Below are 16,711 nucleotides of genomic sequence, written 5' to 3'. Positions count from 1 at the left end.
AGGTCTACCGACTTAAGTAGGTCGGCACAATTAAATCGAGGATAGGTGTAGGGGTGAAGGGGGCATGCTCCCAGACCCCCATTTTTATAATTAATCTCACCCGATTACTTAGGAATGAGAATTAAATAACACCGATAAACTCCTGATTGCCCTCACCCCCCTGCCCCCTCTCCCGGCGGGAGAGGGGGAGGGGTTGGGGGTTGGGGGTGAGGGCTGAAAATCTCGGAGTTATTAAATCCACGATCCTTAGTGGCGAAAATTAGCAAAAAATGGGCAGAAATTCCAGCAGATCGAAGTGTGCTTGTTGCTGCCATCAATGAAGCAAAGCTTGAAGCAGCAGGATGACAAAACCTGATGCCCCGTTGCGAAGACAACTTTTTGTTTAAGAAGGCGCTCCAGATCAGTATTTGGGACCAAAATAGAATTGGCTGTATCTATGGTTTAAACTTATACACCTGTCTGAATAGACATCTTTGATGTTATGGATGGACTCGAAAATACCCTGCCCACCTGGATTCCTGAAGGGGCCAGCGGTATGGCTGCGATCGTCTTTACAGATGTGGTCTCTTCCACCAACATCCTGTCAGCCCCAGCCAGCGACACCCTGAACGAACACCAGATCATCACCCTGATGGAGCGGGACAAATCCCAGATGCGCTCCATTTGTCAGAGCTATGGTGGCTGTGTGGTTAAGTCCACCGGGGATGGTCTGATGATCTGTTTCCAAAGTGCGGAACGGGCCGTAGCCTGTGCCCGCGAAATTCAGCAGACCCTGGCCCAGCAAGCCAGCCAGCTTGCACCAGAGCAGATCCTGTTGCACCGGATTGGGATTCATTCCGGAGATGTGGAGCGGATCAACCAGGATCTGCTGGGGAGTGCGGTCAATATCACCTCCCGGCTGCAAAGCGAGGCCCCTCCAGGGGGTATTTGTCTGTCCAAGGCCATCTACGATTCGGTGAAAAGTCGGGTGTCTTTGCCGATCGTTGAAGGCGGACTACGCACCTTAAAGGGCGTCAGCGAACCCATGCCAGTCTACCTGATTCCCTATCCCCGACGGGTCTTTATCAGCTATCGCACCCAGGAACCGGATGCAACCCTGGCACAACAGTTCCATGATGCGTTGGAGCAGCAGGGGCATCAGGCATTTCTGGCCCAGAAGGATCTGCATCTGGGGGAATCCTGGCCCCAGCGGATTGAACTGGAACTGAAGCAGGCAGACTATTTTCTGCTGCTGCTGTCAGAGCAGGCGGCCACCAGTGAGATGGTAATGGCAGAGGTGCGATCGGCCACCCGCCTGCAGGAAGCCCAGAAGAGACCCGTCATTCTGCCGATTCGCATCAACTTTCCGATCGACTCCCCCCTCAACTACACCCTGCGCAGCTATCTGGACCCGATCCAACAGCGGGAATGGACCACCGAGAAGCAGTCCCCCCGCCTGATTCAGGAAGTATTGACCCTGTTGCTAGAAGGGCGCATCTTTGAGGCTCGTTGCTCCAAACTACCGGCCCTCTCTCCGTCTGTTCCCGCCTATTCCCTGATTCCCCAACCTTTTGCCGATATGCCTGTACTGGAAATTCCTGCCGGGACGATGGACCCCCAATCCCGGTTTTATGTTGCACGAGACTGTGACACGGTGGCTCTGGAAACGATTCAACAGCAGGGGGTGACGATTACGATCAAAGGGCCTCGCCAGGTGGGGAAGAGTTCCCTGCTGAGTCGGATCAATGGGGCAGCGGTGGAAGTCGGCAAGCGCGTGGCGTTTCTGGACTTTCAGTTGTTTGATAAATCAGCCCTGGCAGAGGCCGATCGCTTCTTCTACCAGTTCTGTGCCTGGTTGACGGATGTGTTGGACCTGGAAGATCGGTTGGATGAGTACTGGAGTAGTCCCCTGGGCAACAGCCAGCGCTGCACCCGTTATCTGGGCCGGTATCTCTTGAAAGCGCTGGGTATGCCCCTGGTGCTCTCAATGGATGAAGTGGAGCGGGTGTTTGAGACGGACTTTCGATCGGACTTCTTCAGCATGTTACGGAGCTGGCACAACAACCGGGCCAACACCCCCCTCTGGAAACAATTAGATCTGGTGCTGGTTACCTCGACTGAACCTTACCAGTTGATTGAAAACCTGAACCAATCTCCCTTCAACGTGGGACAGGTAATTCAACTGACCGACTTTACACCAGAGCAGGTTGCCGATCTGAATCAGCGGCACAGTTCCCCCCTGGATAAGGCCCAGATCCAGAACCTGATCACGCTCCTGGGGGGTCATCCCTACCTGGTGCGGAAGGCCCTGTATCTGCTGGCCAGTCAGCAGATGGCAGTAGCGGACCTGTTTGCCAAAGCCACGGATGATCAGGGACCTTTTGGGGATCATCTGCGTTACCACTTGTTCCGACTTAGCAACAAACCCGAACAGAAGCAGGGACTGCTGCAGGTGATTCAAACCCAGACCTGCAAGGATGATGATGTGTATTTCCGCCTGCGGGGAGCGGGATTGATTACCTCACGGGAAGGCAGCACGATCAAACCCCGCTGTCAGCTCTATGCCCGGTACTTTGAGAATCGCTTAACGACGATCGAAGCCTGAGAAAATAGGCTCATTTCTGTGAGGGTTCGGCCAGCAAATTAGGGCAGGTTTGCTGGTAAGGCTCATCTCCGAAATATTCGCGCCATTCGGCACGGGTCAGGTTCCGGGGAAGCCGCTGACAGGCTTCAGCGATCAATGCCTGGGAATTGACGATCGTGCTGATTAGGGAGAGACGGGCCGTATTGTCATTACTGCCAGTTGCCAGATACCTGCCATCGGGACTGAACCGGACGATATTCACGGCCCCCGTATGGGGAATCTGGGCCAGCAGCTTGCCTGTCCTGATCTCAATTAGACGGGCTGTATTGTCATTACTACCAGTGACCAGATACTTCCCATCCGGGCTAAAGGTCACAGTAGTGACTCGTCTTTCATGGAGCACGGTCATCAGATGCTTGCCTGTTGGCACTTCAATCACTTGGGCCGTATTGTCATAACTGGCTGTCGCCAGATACTTCCCATCCAGACTGAAAGCCACTGTCAGGATAGGGCCAGAATGGATTATGGAGGCTATTTTCTTGCCTGTTGGCACCTCGACGAGCTGCGAGGTGTTGTCATAACTCCCCGTTGCCAGATATTTGCTATCAGGGCTGAAAGCCACTGCCCAAACTGCATCGGCATGGGAAATAGAGACCAGGACTTTACCCGTTGCAATTTCCACCAGTCGAGCCCTGTGATCATAACTGGCTGTCGCCAAATAGCGACTATCTGGGCTGAAAACAACACTATACACCCGATCGGGATGAGTAATGGTCATGAGCGTTTTGCCCGTTGCAATTTCCACCAGTCGAGCCGTATGGTCAAAACTCGCGGTGGCGAGGTACTTCCCATTGGGACTAAAAACCACTTGATTCAGTCGTTCTTGATGGGTGATCGTCATTAAGACCTTACCCGTTAGAGCCTCAAGGAGTCGGGCTTTGTGGTCATAACTGGCGGTGGCAAGGTACTTCCCATTGGGGCTAAAGGTTACCCATCTAACTGTCCCCTGATGAGCGATCGTGATCAGGGTTCTGCCCGTCGCAACTTCGCTCAGTCGCGCTGTATTGTCCCAACTGGCTGTCGCCAGATATCTGCTGTCGGGACTAAAGGCGACCTGTCTAACTTTTCCGACGTGAAGGACGGGAATTAGAACGTTGCTAAGAGTTGTTTCCACTGTACGAGCTGTATGGTCATAACTGGCCGTCGCCAGATAGCGACTATCCGGACTGAAGGCGACCGAAAAAACCGTTCCAGCATGGGGAATAATAGCCAGGATTTTACCGGTTGTTGGATCAATCAGACGGGCTGTGGCATCCCAACTGGCTGTTGCCAGATAGCGACCGTTTGGGCTAAAGGCTACGGAATGAGCTCGACCGTCATGGGTTGTTGAAAACAGAATTTTACCTGTAGCAATCTTGACCAGTCGCACTGTGGTATCCCAACTGGCTGTCGCCAGAGTTTTGCCATCAGGGCTGAAAGCGATGGTTTTTACCGTCCCTTGATGGGCAATGGCAGTCAGAGTTTTGCCCGTCCTGGTATCAATTAAGCGGACTTTAGTATCCCAACTGGCCGTCGCCAGGATTTTGCTGTCAGGGCTAAACACAACTGAGTTGACCCTTTTAGCATGGGCAATCGAAGTGACCGTTTTGCCTGTTGTTATGTCCAGGAGACGAGCCGTTTGGTCGTCACTTCCGGTCGCCAGATACCGACTATTGGGGCTGAAAGCAACCGAATTGACCACACCTCTGTGAGTCAGAATCAATCGAGGTTGGGTTGTCCCGATTGCCATCAAACGAGCCGTCTGATCCTGGCTGGCTGTGGCTAGGTATTGCCCATCGGGACTGAAGGCGATCGCCAGCACTGGCCCATTATGGGTAATCGTCAGCACCGTCTGATTGCGGCTCAGGTCAATCAGACGAGCCGTATGGTCCTGACTGGCCGTAGCCAAATACTTGCCATCGGGACTGAAGGCGATCGCCAACACTGGCCCATTATGGGTAACCGTCATCATGGTCTTGTTGCTGGCAAACTCAATCAACCGAGCGGTATGGTCGTCACTGGCCGTCACCAAATATTTGCCATCCGGACTGAAAGCCACAGCGTTGACAGCCTGAGCATGCACGATCGGCTGACCTTTGATGCGGGGCATTTGGAGCAAACCAGTTTGCAAAACTGTGCTGGCTTCTTGCGGATTTAAGCCTAAATTCTGGAGTCGTCGGGATGCCTCGATCGCCAACAGCAGACTGCGGATATCAGACTGTTGATTTTGCAGCACCTGAGCCAGGGAGGACAGTTGCAAACCCTGGGTAACTCGATACTGATATCGCACCTGGTTACGCTGATTAAAGGCATAGAGACTCACGCCTGTCATGCCCAAGGAAAAGACAAACAGACTGGCAATCAGGGGCATGGCCGGTTTCAGCCGCTGCCACCAGGTCTCTGGTAAATGCTCCCGCACCCAGGCGGCATTAAAGACCTGATGGTAAATCTGATTGCGAACTTTCAGGATGAATCCTTCACGCTTGACCACCCCCGACAACTTCAGGTGGGACTTCACGATCGACTGCTCCTCATCGACTACCACCCGCTGCCGCCAGATGTCTCGATAAGTGGTCAACACACTTTCACAATCAATTACCCGTCGCGTCAACATATCCCGCACAAACTGGAGATTATTGTCTTGACAGCTCATGTTGCCCAGGAATGTCTCTTGCACCACTCGCCTGACCTCAGATTTTGACCAGTGCTCCTGGCGACGATCGACCAGAGCAGCGCATAACCGCTGGGTCAGGTAGGGATGGCCTCCGGTCCAGTCAAGCACCCAGCGCAATACCTGTTCTGATTCTGCTGCGGGCAATTTTAGCCCTTTTGCCAGAGGACAGGCTTCCTCAAAGGTGAAATCGGTTAATTCAATCCGCTGACCAATATTGAACGGAGTGCGCTGGGGATCGCGAATGAGATCACTGGGAGTTGCCACACCAAACAGGGCAAAGGATAACCGCTTGAACTCAGGTTGACTGGCTCGGCTGGCATGAAAATAGCGAATGGCCACAAAGAAATCATCCGTAAAATTCAGACTCAATACCGTGTCAATTTCATCCACTAGAATCACGATCTGGCCTGCAATCTCTTGCAACAGAATCTGCTCAAAGAAGCTAGTCAATCGTTGAGTGAAGCCGATGTCCTGGTTCTGTTTCCACCAATGGATGACATCCGTCTCCAGCATCACCTGTTCCTCGATCGCGACCAGCAGCCCCAGATACCATTGCTCAGCAGTGACATTCACCCCGATCGCCTGCAGATCAATCACAATGGCCTGGATGCCCTGCGATCGCAATTGCTCTGCCGTGCGGGTCATCAGGCTGGATTTGCCAATCTGGCGGGAGGTGAGGACATAGGCGAAAATGCCTTGCTGACAGGCTTGCAGCAGTTCGACATCGGCTTTGCGAGAGAGGTACGTTCCCCCTCCGGCCTGCACGGTGCCCCCCGTCGTGTAGAGGATGGGTTGAGTCTTGATCATGGAGCAAAACAGGCAGTGCTATCTATCATTGTCCTGCCCTCAATCCAATCCGCTGCAATTGTGTCACCAAAGTAGACAATGATTTTGAGTTTTATGACTCAACCGGTGATGGGCAAAAGCCAGCGATCACGCTGAAAAATTCTATGGTGGGGATCCCTCACCCAACACCTGCTAAAATTCCTGAAGCATACAGACTTCATATTCCAAGGCGGAATGAGGGGGTAACCCCAAATCCATGAAAAGTAGCAAGAAGGATGAAGTCTGTACAACCAGACCAAGATGCGTATGATGACCCCACTGCAAATCATAGACAAAACAAACAGATCCTCTGTAAAGCTGGGCTATCGTCCTCAGGCTGCTAGCACCAGCATTGAGACGGATGTGTTTGAATTTGCCCTTTTGCGGCAGAGATCCAATCCCGATCGCCTCCAGATGAGTGCCGTCCTGACCCAGGGAGCCAGACAGCTTTGCTTAGCGGGGCTGCGCCAAACCCATCCCTTTCTTTCAGAATCAGCCCTGGCGCAAGCGATCGCTAAAGCGTTTCTCGGTAATGATTGCCCACCAGAATTCATCCCCAGTGGCACTGAAATGACCTGGATTCAAGACTCGATCGCTTTGGCCATCCAACTCCAAACCATTTTTGCCGATCTAGACATTCCCCACTACATCACTGGAGGTGTTGCGGCTGCAACCTATGGTGAACCCAGAACCACCCGTGATCTAGATATGGTGATTTCCCTCTCTCTAGATCGACTAGATGAACTGGTTCAATCTCTGGAAAATGAAGGATTCTATGTTCCTGGTGTGGAGGATCTCCATTCTGGACAATTGCAAACTCTGGGGATTACCCATCGGGAAACCATTGCCCGTGCTGACCTGATGCTAGCTGGCACCAATAGCTTTGAGCAAGCACAATTTAGCCGTCGTTGGGCGATCGAAATTCCCAACCGGGGAACCCTGTATTTGGCTTCCCCCGAAGATATCATCCTCAGCAAATTGCAATGGGGAACCCAAAGTCAGTCAGAAAAGCAATGGCGGGATGTCTTGGGCATCCTGAAAGTACAAAGTCAAACCCTTGATTTTGGCTACTTAACCTGTGAGGCAGAAACCTTAGGGCTGACGCAGGCGCTGCTTCAGGCAATCACCGAAGCTGGCCTCTAATAGTTTCTGTCCCCAGGAGGGGATGATGCATACAGGGTAACCTTGTTCACAGACAGCGTCGGGTCGTTCACTTAGTATCTTCTGCAGACGGCAAGCCGGGGCAAGTTGGGCGATAAGGTTCATCCCCAAAATACTCACGCCACTCCGATCGGCTCAGATTGTTGGTCAGCAGGCGGCAGGCTGCCGCAATCAGATCCCTAGTCTGGGTCAACGAGATCTGAGCCGTGCCATCCTTGCTGGCGGTGGCCAGATAACGGCCATCAGGACTGAAGACAACCCCATAGACGAGATCCTGATGGGCAATGCGAGCGACCTGCTTGCCAGTTTTGGTGTCGCTGATGCGGGCTGTGTTGTCAAAACTAGCCGTAGCCACATACCGACTGTCGGAACTGAAGACGACCCTATAGACGATATCCTGATGGGTAATGCGAGCCACTTCTTTACCCGTCAGGGCGTCGCTAATGCGGGCTGTGTTGTCAAAACTAGCTGTAGCCACATACCGACCGTCGGGACTGAAGATCACCGCAATAATCGAGCCTGCATGGGCAATACGCACCACCTTCCGACCGGTCTGGGTCTCACTGATGCGGGCGGTCTTGTCCCGACTGGCCGTAGCTACATACCGCCCATCCGGGCTGAAGGCAACCCGATAGATGGCATCCTGATGGGTAATACGCGCCACCTCCCGACCGGTCTGGGTCTCACTGATGCGGGCGGTCTTGTCTCGACTAGCGGTAGCCATATACCGCCCATCCGGGCTGAAGGCAACCCGATAGACAACATCCCGATGGACAATCCGAGCCATCTCTTTACCAGTCTGGGCGTCACTGATGCGGGCCGTCTTGTCCCAACTGGCCGTAGCCACATAGCGGCCATCCGGGCTGAACGCGACAGATGTGACTGCATCCTGATGAACAATCCGAGCCATCTCTTTACCGGTCTGGGCGTCACTGATGCGGGCCGTCCGATCGCTAATATCAGCAGCAGTGGCGACATAGCGGCCATCAGGGCTAAAGACAACGGCTGTGACTGCATCCTGGTGAACAATCCGAGCCATCTCTTTACCGGTCTGGGTGTCACTGATGCGGACGGTCTTGTCCCGACTGGCGGTAGCCACATAGCGGCCATCGGGACTGAAGGCGATCGCATAGACTCGATTTTGATGGTCAATGCGGACCACTGCTCTGCCTGGATGAGTCTCACTCACACGGGCGGTTTTGTCTTCACCCGCAGTGGCGAGATATTTGCCATCGGGACTGAAGGCAACCCCGTAGATCCGGCTTTGATGCACAATCCGAGCCACCTGCTTGCCGGTTTTGATCTCACTGATCCGGGTGGTGCGATCGCCACCCGCAGTGGCCAGATAAGGACCATTGGGACTGAAAGCGACCCCATAGACCCAATCCTGATGGACAATCTGAGCGATCTGTTTGCCCGTCAGTGTCTCACTGATGCGGGCCGTTTTGTCTTCACTGGTGGTGGCCAGATAACGACCATCGAGACTGAAGGCGACCCCATAGACCCAATCTTGATGGACAATTGGAGCAATTTCTTTACCCGTCAGGACCTCACTGATGCGGGCCGTTTTGTCAAAACTAGCCGTAGCCACATAGCGGCTATCCGGACTGAAGGCAACAGCAACAATCACATCCTGATGGACAACCTGAGCGATCAGCTTGCCGGTGGCGACCTCACTGATGCGGGCCGTCTTGCCTTCCCCCACCGTAGCCAGATAACAGCCATCCGGACTGAAGACGGCTCTGGTCACTGCATTGGGGTGGATTACGCGCGCCACCAGTTTGCCGGTTTTGGTCTCACTGATGCGAGCAGTGCCATCGGCACTGGCGGTGGCGACATAGCGACCATCGGGACTGAAGACAACGGCAAACACCACATCCTGATGGGTAATCCGCGCCACCTCTTTACCCGTCAGGGTCTCGCTAATGCGGGCCGTTTTGTCCCGACTGGCGGTGGCGACATAGCGACCATCGGGACTGAAGACAACGGCAAACACCACATCCTGATGGGTAATCCGCGCCACCTCTTTACCCGTCAGGGCTTCACTGACCCGCGCCGTCCTGTCATCACTCGCTGTGGCTATATACTGACCGTCGGGGCTAAAGGCAACTGCCTCGACCTCATCCCGATGGATTACAGGGGACCCAACCGATCGCGGTGTCACCAACAGGGCCGCTCGCAAAACATCCTCAGCATCCCCAGTTGCTAAGTCCAATTGAGACAGACGTGGCAGCACTTCGATCGCCAGCAGAATGGTCGTGGGCGAGAACAGTCCTTGCTGTCGGTCTGCCTGCAGCAACGCTGACAGCCGTTGAACCTGGTTGATCTGCGATCGCTGTTCTGCCAGGTTGCGCTGGTGTAACGCATAGGTGGTGACTCCGGCCATGCCCAGGGTTGCCACCAGCATCGTCACCAGTAATGGCATGGCCGGTTTCAGCCGCTGCCACCAGGTTTCTGGCAGGTGCTCCTGAATCCAGGCGTTATCGAAGACCTGACGATAAATGCGATTCCGCATTTTCAGGGTTGGCCCCTCTCGCTTGACCACTCCCGATAACTTCAGGTGGGACTTCACGATCGACTGCTCCTCATCTTCCACTGGCCTGCCTCGCCACACCTCTCGATAGGTGGTCAATATGGCTTCAACATCTGGCGCACGATGGGTCAACATATCTCGCACAAACTGTAGGTTGTTGTCTTCCCGGCTCTTGCTACCAAAAAAGGAGTCGGCCACAACCCTGTCAATCTCTAGTTTTGACCAATGGGTGTGTTGTCTTCCGGCCAGCACCCCGCAGAGCCGCTGGGTCAGGTAAGGATGGCCGCCGGTCCAATCCAGAATCCAGCTCAGGACCTGCTCTGCTTCAGCATCCGGCCATTGGAAGCCCGCTGCTAAAGGACGGGCTTCTTCCAGGGTGAAATCCGTCAGGTGAATGCGTTGACCAATATTAAAGGGGGTGCGCTGGGGATCGCGAATCAGGTCCCCAGGGGTAGCAACACCGAGAAGCACGAAGGAGAGGCGATCGAAAACTGGATTTTGAGCACGATTGACATGAAAGTAGCGAATGGCGACAAAGAAATCATCGGTAAAATTCAGACTCAAAACGGTATCAATTTCGTCCACTAGAATCACGATCTGGCCTGCAATCTCCTGCAACAGAACCTGCTCAAAAAAGCAGGTGAATCGCTGGGTCAATCCGATGTCCTGATTACTCTTCCACCAGCTGATCACATCCGTATCCAGCATCACCTGGTCTTCGATCGTCACCAGCAGGCCCAGATACCATTGCTCAGCAGTGACATTGACGCCGATCGCCTGCAGATCAATCACAATGGCCTGGATGCCCTGCGATCGCAATTGCTCTGCCGTGCGGGTCATCAGGCTGGATTTGCCAATCTGGCGGGAGGTGAGGACATAGGCGAAAATGCCTTGCTGACAGGCTTGCAGCAGTTCGACATCGGCTTTGCGAGAGAGGTACGTTCCCCCTCCGGCCTGCACGGTGCCCCCCGTCGTGTAGAGGATGGGTTGAGTCTTGATCATGGAGCAAAACAGGCAGTGCTATCTATCATTGTCCTGCCCTCAATCCAATCCGCTGCAATTGTGTCACCAAAGTAGACAATGATTTTGAGTTTTATGACTCAACCGGTGATGGGCAAAAGCCAGCGATCACGCTGAAAAATTCTATGGTGGGGATCCCTCACCCAACACCTGCTAAAATTCCTGAAGCATACAGACTTCATAGACCAACTGCTTCCATCAACTCCATTAGGCGTTGATGGCGATTCCCTTCATTGGGTGCGGCTTTCGGCTTGGCAGGAATCGATTGGGTCATGGGTCATCCATCCGTAGAGTCTCGAAGTAAACAAGGGTATTAGGTTCTTCAGGATCAGGACCGCAATCGAGCAGCCCAATTCTTAGCTTAACGCTAAGCTAGATTTTGTTAGAGCGGGAACAATGCGATCGCTCACAGCTCTTGCCCCTGATAAATTTCGCGCCGTTGGGCCAACTTGCAATGCAGCCAAACCACCCATGATAAATAATTCGCAGCGTTGCCAGCGCAGATACTCATCCACCACAGGCAACCCCTTCACAACTTCAATTGGGTAAGTATCTAAAACGTCTTTCAACAGCGGGTGCTTTGTTGCATTCAACTGGCTACCCGTCGCCAGCCAGATGCGATCGATTTTTTGATTATGAAGACACTCATGCACCGCTGAATTATTACAACAAACCTGCCAGTGTTCTCCGCTCCATCTCGCTCCACGCACCTGGCACTGCTCATAGAACACAATCTTCCCATCCCGTTGCAATCGGCGTAATTGCGTCAGGATTGCAGGAGTCATCGACCCTCCGTTTCTTGCCTGCTGGATCATTTGCCAGCGAGTGCTCCAATCCGGTTCTGCCCAGAAGTCCTTGAGATACTTTGGTCCCAGCCAACCAGGGTCAGCATCAAACAGTTTTTCGTACACCCTTCTTCTGGCCATGAGAAAAACCTGTGCGCCACGCGCGATCGCACCAATGGCTAAATGGCCGCTGGTTAATCCGCCGCCGATGATCAGCACTCGTTCTCCTTGGAGTTGTAGCCCTCGCAAATCAACCCGTCCCGAATGCAAGAGGCGATCGTTTGGATACGGAGTTACAACCTGCTCAACCCACTCCGGCACCTGCGGGATGCTACCCCCATTTGCCATCACCACTCTCCGGGCAATCAGTGTTTGACCGTTGGATAACTCCAAACAAAACCGGGAACGCCGATGATGGCTGAATGGCATCATTCGTGTCACTTGAGCCGGGTACACACAAGTCTGTAGCTGCCAGCGACGGATTACGTCCTGGCAAAAGTCCTGAAACAGGCGAGTTCCAGGCAAATCATAGGGGGGAAACAGTTCATCAGGTCGAGCCTCGGCGAAAGTACGAAGCGCATGAGGGTCAGGATCGGGTTGATGGACGGCAGGCGATCGCAGATGAGAAATCTCAAAGGCAGCAAATTGATGATTCCACTGGCTCATCCAGGTGCCCCTGGGATCGAAGACGAGAAACCGCCCGCGCATCGATTTTTTCTTTTGCAATAGGTGAGTCACCAGTGTCAGGGCATGGGGACCTGCTCCGACGATCGCCAGGTCAATGGAGGCTGGTAGCGCGAATAGGGCATCCGGCATGAGTCAACGGCCAATTTATGAGAATGATTATCATTTTAGTTGTATCATAGGACGATGGTTTGCAGTAAATAAATCATCAGGAGAAAAAATGTCTCTGAACGTCAGTGAAGTCCTGATTCAACAGGCCGCAGCAGGCGATGTGGATGAGCCAGCCTTTGTCGAAACCATCCGGCAATCTTTGCCCTATGCCTGGAATATCGTCGAGAAGCTGTCCTATAGTCTCCACCAGGATGGCGAGGAGTGGGCGAACTATGCGGTCGCGCCACCCAGCGAACAGGCGAGAGGACAATTACTTCGCATGGTTGGTGGTGATGCGATTCGGAGGGCGGTAGAGCGCCACTTTAATGTAAAGCTGGCATTCCAGAATTGTCACAACCTGGCTGCCTTTCGGCGCGATCGCCTGAATTCTGATGCCTACCGCAACTTTACGTCTATTCGAAATCAAATTCTCAACCAAACCCCTGAACTGCAAGACTGTTAGAAGCTCTAATGCCATCTCTCAACATCACTTTAGTATCTGGTCCACCCGGCGTGGGAAAGACGACCTGGATACGGCAACAAGTCAATTCTGCTGCTGAGACAGCCGTCTATCTGAATCTGGGAGCGGAAAATACTCCAATCGACACAACCTACCTGGCAACGGAGGTTGCGGGACTCACCGTGCTACCCGTCGAGCAGTTGACTGATTTTTTAGCACACCCGCTTGTCGGTTCTGCTGTCTACGTTGAATTGGGGTTTCAGATTGATCTCACCTCTCTGATTTTGCCTGACCAGATGGCAGACTGCCAGCGAGTGGCGGTGTTGCCGCCAGGAACTCGACACACAGAATGGCATGGCTGGGCAGACGTTGTGGTAACGGGTATTGAGCCGGGTTTGGCACCATCACAGCCCCATCTCTGGCGTTCTGTGCTGTCAGGACAGGTGCTTGATCTCGCAAGTCTGAATACGTTTTGGTATGAACTAACGCATGGGGCGTATGGCACCGTTCAACGCGCCAAAGGTATTTTTGATATTGCCGATGGGCGATCGCTCTATTTTGACTTTGTGGCAGGACCTGCTGAGACAACTCATCTTGAACTGAATTTGCCGCTTTGGTGCAATGGCAGACCCGATCGGTTTAGCGGCATTGAGGTAGTTGGTGAAGCACTGGATCAAGAGGCGATCGCGCAAACCATTAAAGGGTGCTGCTTAGAAGACCATATGATTGCGTATTACCAGAAACAGATGCGTGAGTAGGGGTAGGAGTAGGGAGTAGGGAGTAGGGAGTAGGGAGTAGGGGTAGGGAGTAGGGAGTAGGGAGTAGGGAGTAGGGAGTAGGGAGTAGGGAGTAGGGAGTAGGGAGTTGCAGGAATCAAGGTATTTAACCCCATTCCCCATTCCCCACTCCCTACTCCCCCATTTACGACTTAATGAAACGATGGACGATGACGAATCAATTCCATAAATTCCTGACGGGTCCTGGCATCGTCAGCAAACACACCCTGCATGGAGCTAGTTACCGTCCAGGAACCAGGTTTTTGCACACCCCGCATCACCATACACATATGGGTCGCTTCCACCACAACAGCAACCCCTTGAGGTTTGAGTAAGCCTTGCAGGGCATCGGCGATCTGTTGCGTCAGGCGTTCCTGGACTTGCAGACGACGGGCATACATTTCGCAAATACGGGCAATCTTAGATAAGCCAATGACTTTGCCATTGGGAATATAAGCGACGTGGGCACGTCCCAAAATGGGCAGAATGTGGTGTTCGCAGGAGCTAAACAGGTCAATGTCTCGTACCAATACCATTTCATTGGCATCCTCGTGGAATACGGCTCCATTGAGCAATTCATCCAGGGATTGGTGATAGCCGGAGGTGAGGAATTTGAGCGCTTTAACCACTCGTTTGGGAGTGTCGCGCAACCCTTCGCGATCGGGGTCTTCACCCATACCCAACAGGAGTGTGCGAACCGCTTGCTGCATCTCTGCTTCAGAAACGACTGGCTTTGATTCTGTAATCACTGATTGCTTACGGATATCGTCAGGAGAAAAGGATAGTGTCATGAGTGGAATTGGGTTAGGAACATCAGTCGTCAGGATGAGGGGTAAGGCATGCAGTACCCCTCCCTTCAGCAGATAACTGCACTGCTGAAAGACTTGGGATCAGGCAAGGCAGGCGGTTAACTGTTGTTGCAGTTCATCTGCATTTAAGTTGCGCCCGATCAAAACCATCTGGGTTTTCGGTGGAGTTCGCCATTCTTCTCCTTGCAGGTCAAACCGGAGGCCACTCAGTTGAAAGACATTGCGGAGATCACTTTCTGCAAACCAGAGGATGCCTTTGGCTCGAAATACCTCTTTGGGTAACTGCTCGTGCAGGAAGGTTTCAAACTTTTTCACATCGAAGGGGCGATCGCTCTCAAAGGCAACGGACACAAACCCATCGTTATCGAGGTGAGCAGAGTGATGATGGTGATGCTCATGGGCATGGTGATAGTGGTCATGCTCATGGGCGTGATCATGGTGATGATCATGCTCACGGTCATGGTCATGGTGTTCTCGCTCAGTTTGCTCGATTTCGTCCCGCACCAAGTCCGCGTAAGTATCCGGGTTGTTGTAATACACATCTAGAATCAGCGGTAGCGGCACCTGACCGTGTTGACTATGCAGGATTCTGGCACCTTCTTTGACGGTACTAATATAAGCTTCCAGGTTTTGGACCTGGTCTGGAGTTGCCAGATCGGTTTTATTCAAAATCGTGACATCTCCATAGGCAATCTGCTTGAATGCCGCTTCGCTGTCGAAATGATCGGGAGTAAACGCCTCAGAATCGACAACGGTAACGATCGAATCTAACCGGGTCAGGTCGCGCAATTCTGTACCCAGAAAGGTCAAAATAATCGGCAGTGGATCGGCAACACCCGTCGTTTCAATCACCATGTAATCGACCTGATCGTTCCGCTCCAGTACGTTATACACCGCATCCACCAAGCCATCATTGATGGTGCAGCAAATACAGCCATTACTCAGTTCCACCATGTCTTCATCCATCGACACGAGTAACTGACTGTCGATGTTAATATCACCAAACTCATTCACCAAGATCGCAACTTTTAGATCCTGGCGATTGTTTAAAATGTGGTTGAGTAATGTGGTTTTACCACTGCCGAGAAATCCCGTGATAATCGTGACAGGCATTCCACGTTTAGGAATGTCCAGAGTGGTTGAGTTGGGAAGCATTGCTGTGTCGGTCATACTAATTCCTCAAGTTAAGTAGCAAGACATTCAATCAATTGCCTTTTGATTCGTTCAGCATCCAAATTACGTCCGATGAATACTAATTGATTACGTTTTGGTGACTGCGATCGATTCTCTTTCAGAGACGTTGCATGAACGCTTTTCATATCACATCGCTTACCACTCAGTTGCAAAATATGGCGCAGTTGGCTGCCCTGGAACCAGACAATTCCCTTGGCGCGGTAAACATCAGGAGACAGATGATCCAGAAAGTTTTGGAATTTGGGTAAGTCGAAGGGGCACTGGCGCAGTTGCTCTGGAAGCGATTCGCTTTCAAAGGAAACCGCTACAAACCCATCATTTTCCAGGTGGTGAGAATGCTCATAGTCATGAAGATGACTTAATTTAGATGAGTTAAGGTAGGTGCTGGAGTCATTAAATCCAATATCCAAAATTAACGGCAGTGGCACTTCCCCATATTGGGTCGAGATGATGCGAGCGCTTGGTTTGATCGAGCGAATATAATCTTCCAACCCATCCACAACTTGAGGAGAAACCAGATCGGTCTTATTCAACAGAATAATGTCCCCAAAGATGAGTTGGTTGAGTGCGGCTTCACTCTCGTAATGAGTGGAGGTAAAGGATTCAGCATCCACAACTGTCAGCACTGAATCCAGTCGCGTGACATCCCGCAACTCCGTACTGACAAAGCTCAACATGATCGGCAAAGGATCAGCAATTCCAGTCGTTTCAACCACAATGTAATCAACTGAGTCATGGCGATCGACCATTTCATACACGGTATCAACCAAGCTTTGATTAATGGTGCAGCAAATACAGCCATTGCCCAGTTGCACCATGTTTTCATCCACGGAAACTAACAGTTGTGAATCGATATCAATGTCACCAAACTCATTCACAATCACAGCAATCTTTAACCCGTGGCGATTGTTCAGAATATGATTGAGCAGCGTGGTTTTGCCGCTGCCCAAAAAGCCTGTGATGATGGTAACGGGCATGACACGCTCAGGGGCATTCACCGATTCTGGACAAACTTGCATCACCGAATTGGACATAATG

General features: G+C 52.4%; 10 protein-coding genes. 4 read left to right on the top strand and 6 right to left on the bottom strand.

Annotated elements, in window-relative coordinates:
* Positions 1 to 481: 481 nt before the first annotated feature.
* Positions 482 to 2,584, top strand: a complete 2,103-nt coding sequence (locus BST81_RS02930) for an AAA-like domain-containing protein (protein ID WP_075597055.1) — start codon at positions 482 to 484, stop codon at positions 2,582 to 2,584.
* 10 nt (positions 2,585 to 2,594) lie between these two features.
* On the opposite strand, the gene BST81_RS02925 is transcribed toward BST81_RS02930, so the two are convergent.
* The gene (locus tag BST81_RS02925; RefSeq protein WP_075597054.1) at positions 2,595 to 6,083 is read right to left on the bottom strand and encodes an AAA-like domain-containing protein; all 3,489 of its coding nucleotides are present in this window, start codon (positions 6,081 to 6,083) and stop codon (positions 2,595 to 2,597) included.
* Between the two features lie 285 nt (positions 6,084 to 6,368).
* Here BST81_RS02925 and BST81_RS02920 point away from each other — a divergent pair, with 285 nt between their 5' ends.
* The gene (locus tag BST81_RS02920) at positions 6,369 to 7,244 is read left to right on the top strand and encodes a hypothetical protein (RefSeq protein ID WP_216351189.1); all 876 of its coding nucleotides are present in this window, start codon (positions 6,369 to 6,371) and stop codon (positions 7,242 to 7,244) included.
* 67 nt (positions 7,245 to 7,311) lie between these two features.
* Here BST81_RS02920 and BST81_RS02915 read toward each other — a convergent pair whose 3' ends face one another.
* Both BST81_RS02915 and BST81_RS02910 read right to left on the bottom strand, forming a co-directional pair.
* Positions 7,312 to 10,797 (bottom strand): AAA-like domain-containing protein, encoded by a 3,486-nt coding sequence (locus BST81_RS02915; protein WP_075597052.1) that lies wholly within the window; start codon positions 10,795 to 10,797, stop codon positions 7,312 to 7,314.
* Positions 10,798 to 11,171: 374 nt separating this feature from the next.
* Entirely contained in the window at positions 11,172 to 12,416 is a 1,245-nt protein-coding gene (locus BST81_RS02910; RefSeq protein WP_075597051.1) for a SidA/IucD/PvdA family monooxygenase, read from the bottom strand.
* Positions 12,417 to 12,504: 88 nt separating this feature from the next.
* On the opposite strand from BST81_RS02910, the gene BST81_RS02905 reads away from it, so the two are divergent.
* Positions 12,505 to 12,897, top strand: coding sequence for an SCO5389 family protein (locus BST81_RS02905; RefSeq protein WP_075597050.1), 393 nt, complete (start codon positions 12,505 to 12,507; stop codon positions 12,895 to 12,897).
* A gap of 50 nt (positions 12,898 to 12,947) precedes the next feature.
* Entirely contained in the window at positions 12,948 to 13,652 is a 705-nt protein-coding gene (locus BST81_RS02900) for a GTP-binding protein (RefSeq protein WP_216351188.1), read from the top strand.
* A 170-nt stretch (positions 13,653 to 13,822) separates the two neighbouring features.
* On the opposite strand, the gene folE is transcribed toward BST81_RS02900, so the two are convergent.
* The 3 genes from folE to BST81_RS02885 all read right to left on the bottom strand — a co-directional run bounded on the left by folE (position 13,823) and on the right by BST81_RS02885 (position 16,707).
* A complete protein-coding gene (gene folE / locus BST81_RS02895) occupies positions 13,823 to 14,461 on the bottom strand; it encodes a GTP cyclohydrolase I FolE (protein ID WP_075597048.1) in 639 nt (212 codons plus the stop codon).
* Positions 14,462 to 14,560: 99 nt separating this feature from the next.
* Positions 14,561 to 15,649 carry a GTP-binding protein gene (locus BST81_RS02890; protein WP_075597047.1) on the bottom strand — a complete coding sequence of 363 codons (1,089 nt, stop codon included), beginning with the start codon at positions 15,647 to 15,649 and terminating at the stop codon, positions 14,561 to 14,563.
* A 14-nt stretch (positions 15,650 to 15,663) separates the two neighbouring features.
* Complete coding sequence (locus BST81_RS02885; protein ID WP_075597046.1) at positions 15,664 to 16,707, bottom strand: GTP-binding protein; 1,044 nt, start codon at positions 16,705 to 16,707, stop codon at positions 15,664 to 15,666.
* Between the last annotated feature and the right edge of the window lie 4 nt (positions 16,708 to 16,711).

The sequence above is a fragment of the Leptolyngbya sp. 'hensonii' genome, assembly GCF_001939115.1.
GTDB lineage: Bacteria > Cyanobacteriota > Cyanobacteriia.
The sequence above is the reverse complement of the archived record's forward strand: the minus strand, read 5'-3'. Positions and strand labels throughout refer to the sequence as shown.

Excerpts from the sequence above, each read along its gene's own strand:
- BST81_RS02885 (WP_075597046.1), bottom strand. The coding sequence starts at position 16,707 with ATGTCCAATTCGGTGATGCAAGTTTGTCCAGAATCGGTGAATGCCCCT.
- BST81_RS02915 (WP_075597052.1), bottom strand. The coding sequence starts at position 10,797 with ATGATCAAGACTCAACCCATCCTCTACACGACGGGGGGCACCGTGCAG.
- BST81_RS02905 (WP_075597050.1), top strand. The coding sequence starts at position 12,505 with ATGTCTCTGAACGTCAGTGAAGTCCTGATTCAACAGGCCGCAGCAGGC.
- BST81_RS02910 (WP_075597051.1), bottom strand. The coding sequence starts at position 12,416 with ATGCCGGATGCCCTATTCGCGCTACCAGCCTCCATTGACCTGGCGATC.
- BST81_RS02890 (WP_075597047.1), bottom strand. The coding sequence starts at position 15,649 with ATGACCGACACAGCAATGCTTCCCAACTCAACCACTCTGGACATTCCT.
- folE (WP_075597048.1), bottom strand. The coding sequence starts at position 14,461 with ATGACACTATCCTTTTCTCCTGACGATATCCGTAAGCAATCAGTGATT.
- BST81_RS02925 (WP_075597054.1), bottom strand. The coding sequence starts at position 6,083 with ATGATCAAGACTCAACCCATCCTCTACACGACGGGGGGCACCGTGCAG.
- BST81_RS02920 (WP_216351189.1), top strand. The coding sequence starts at position 6,369 with ATGATGACCCCACTGCAAATCATAGACAAAACAAACAGATCCTCTGTA.
- BST81_RS02930 (WP_075597055.1), top strand. The coding sequence starts at position 482 with ATGGATGGACTCGAAAATACCCTGCCCACCTGGATTCCTGAAGGGGCC.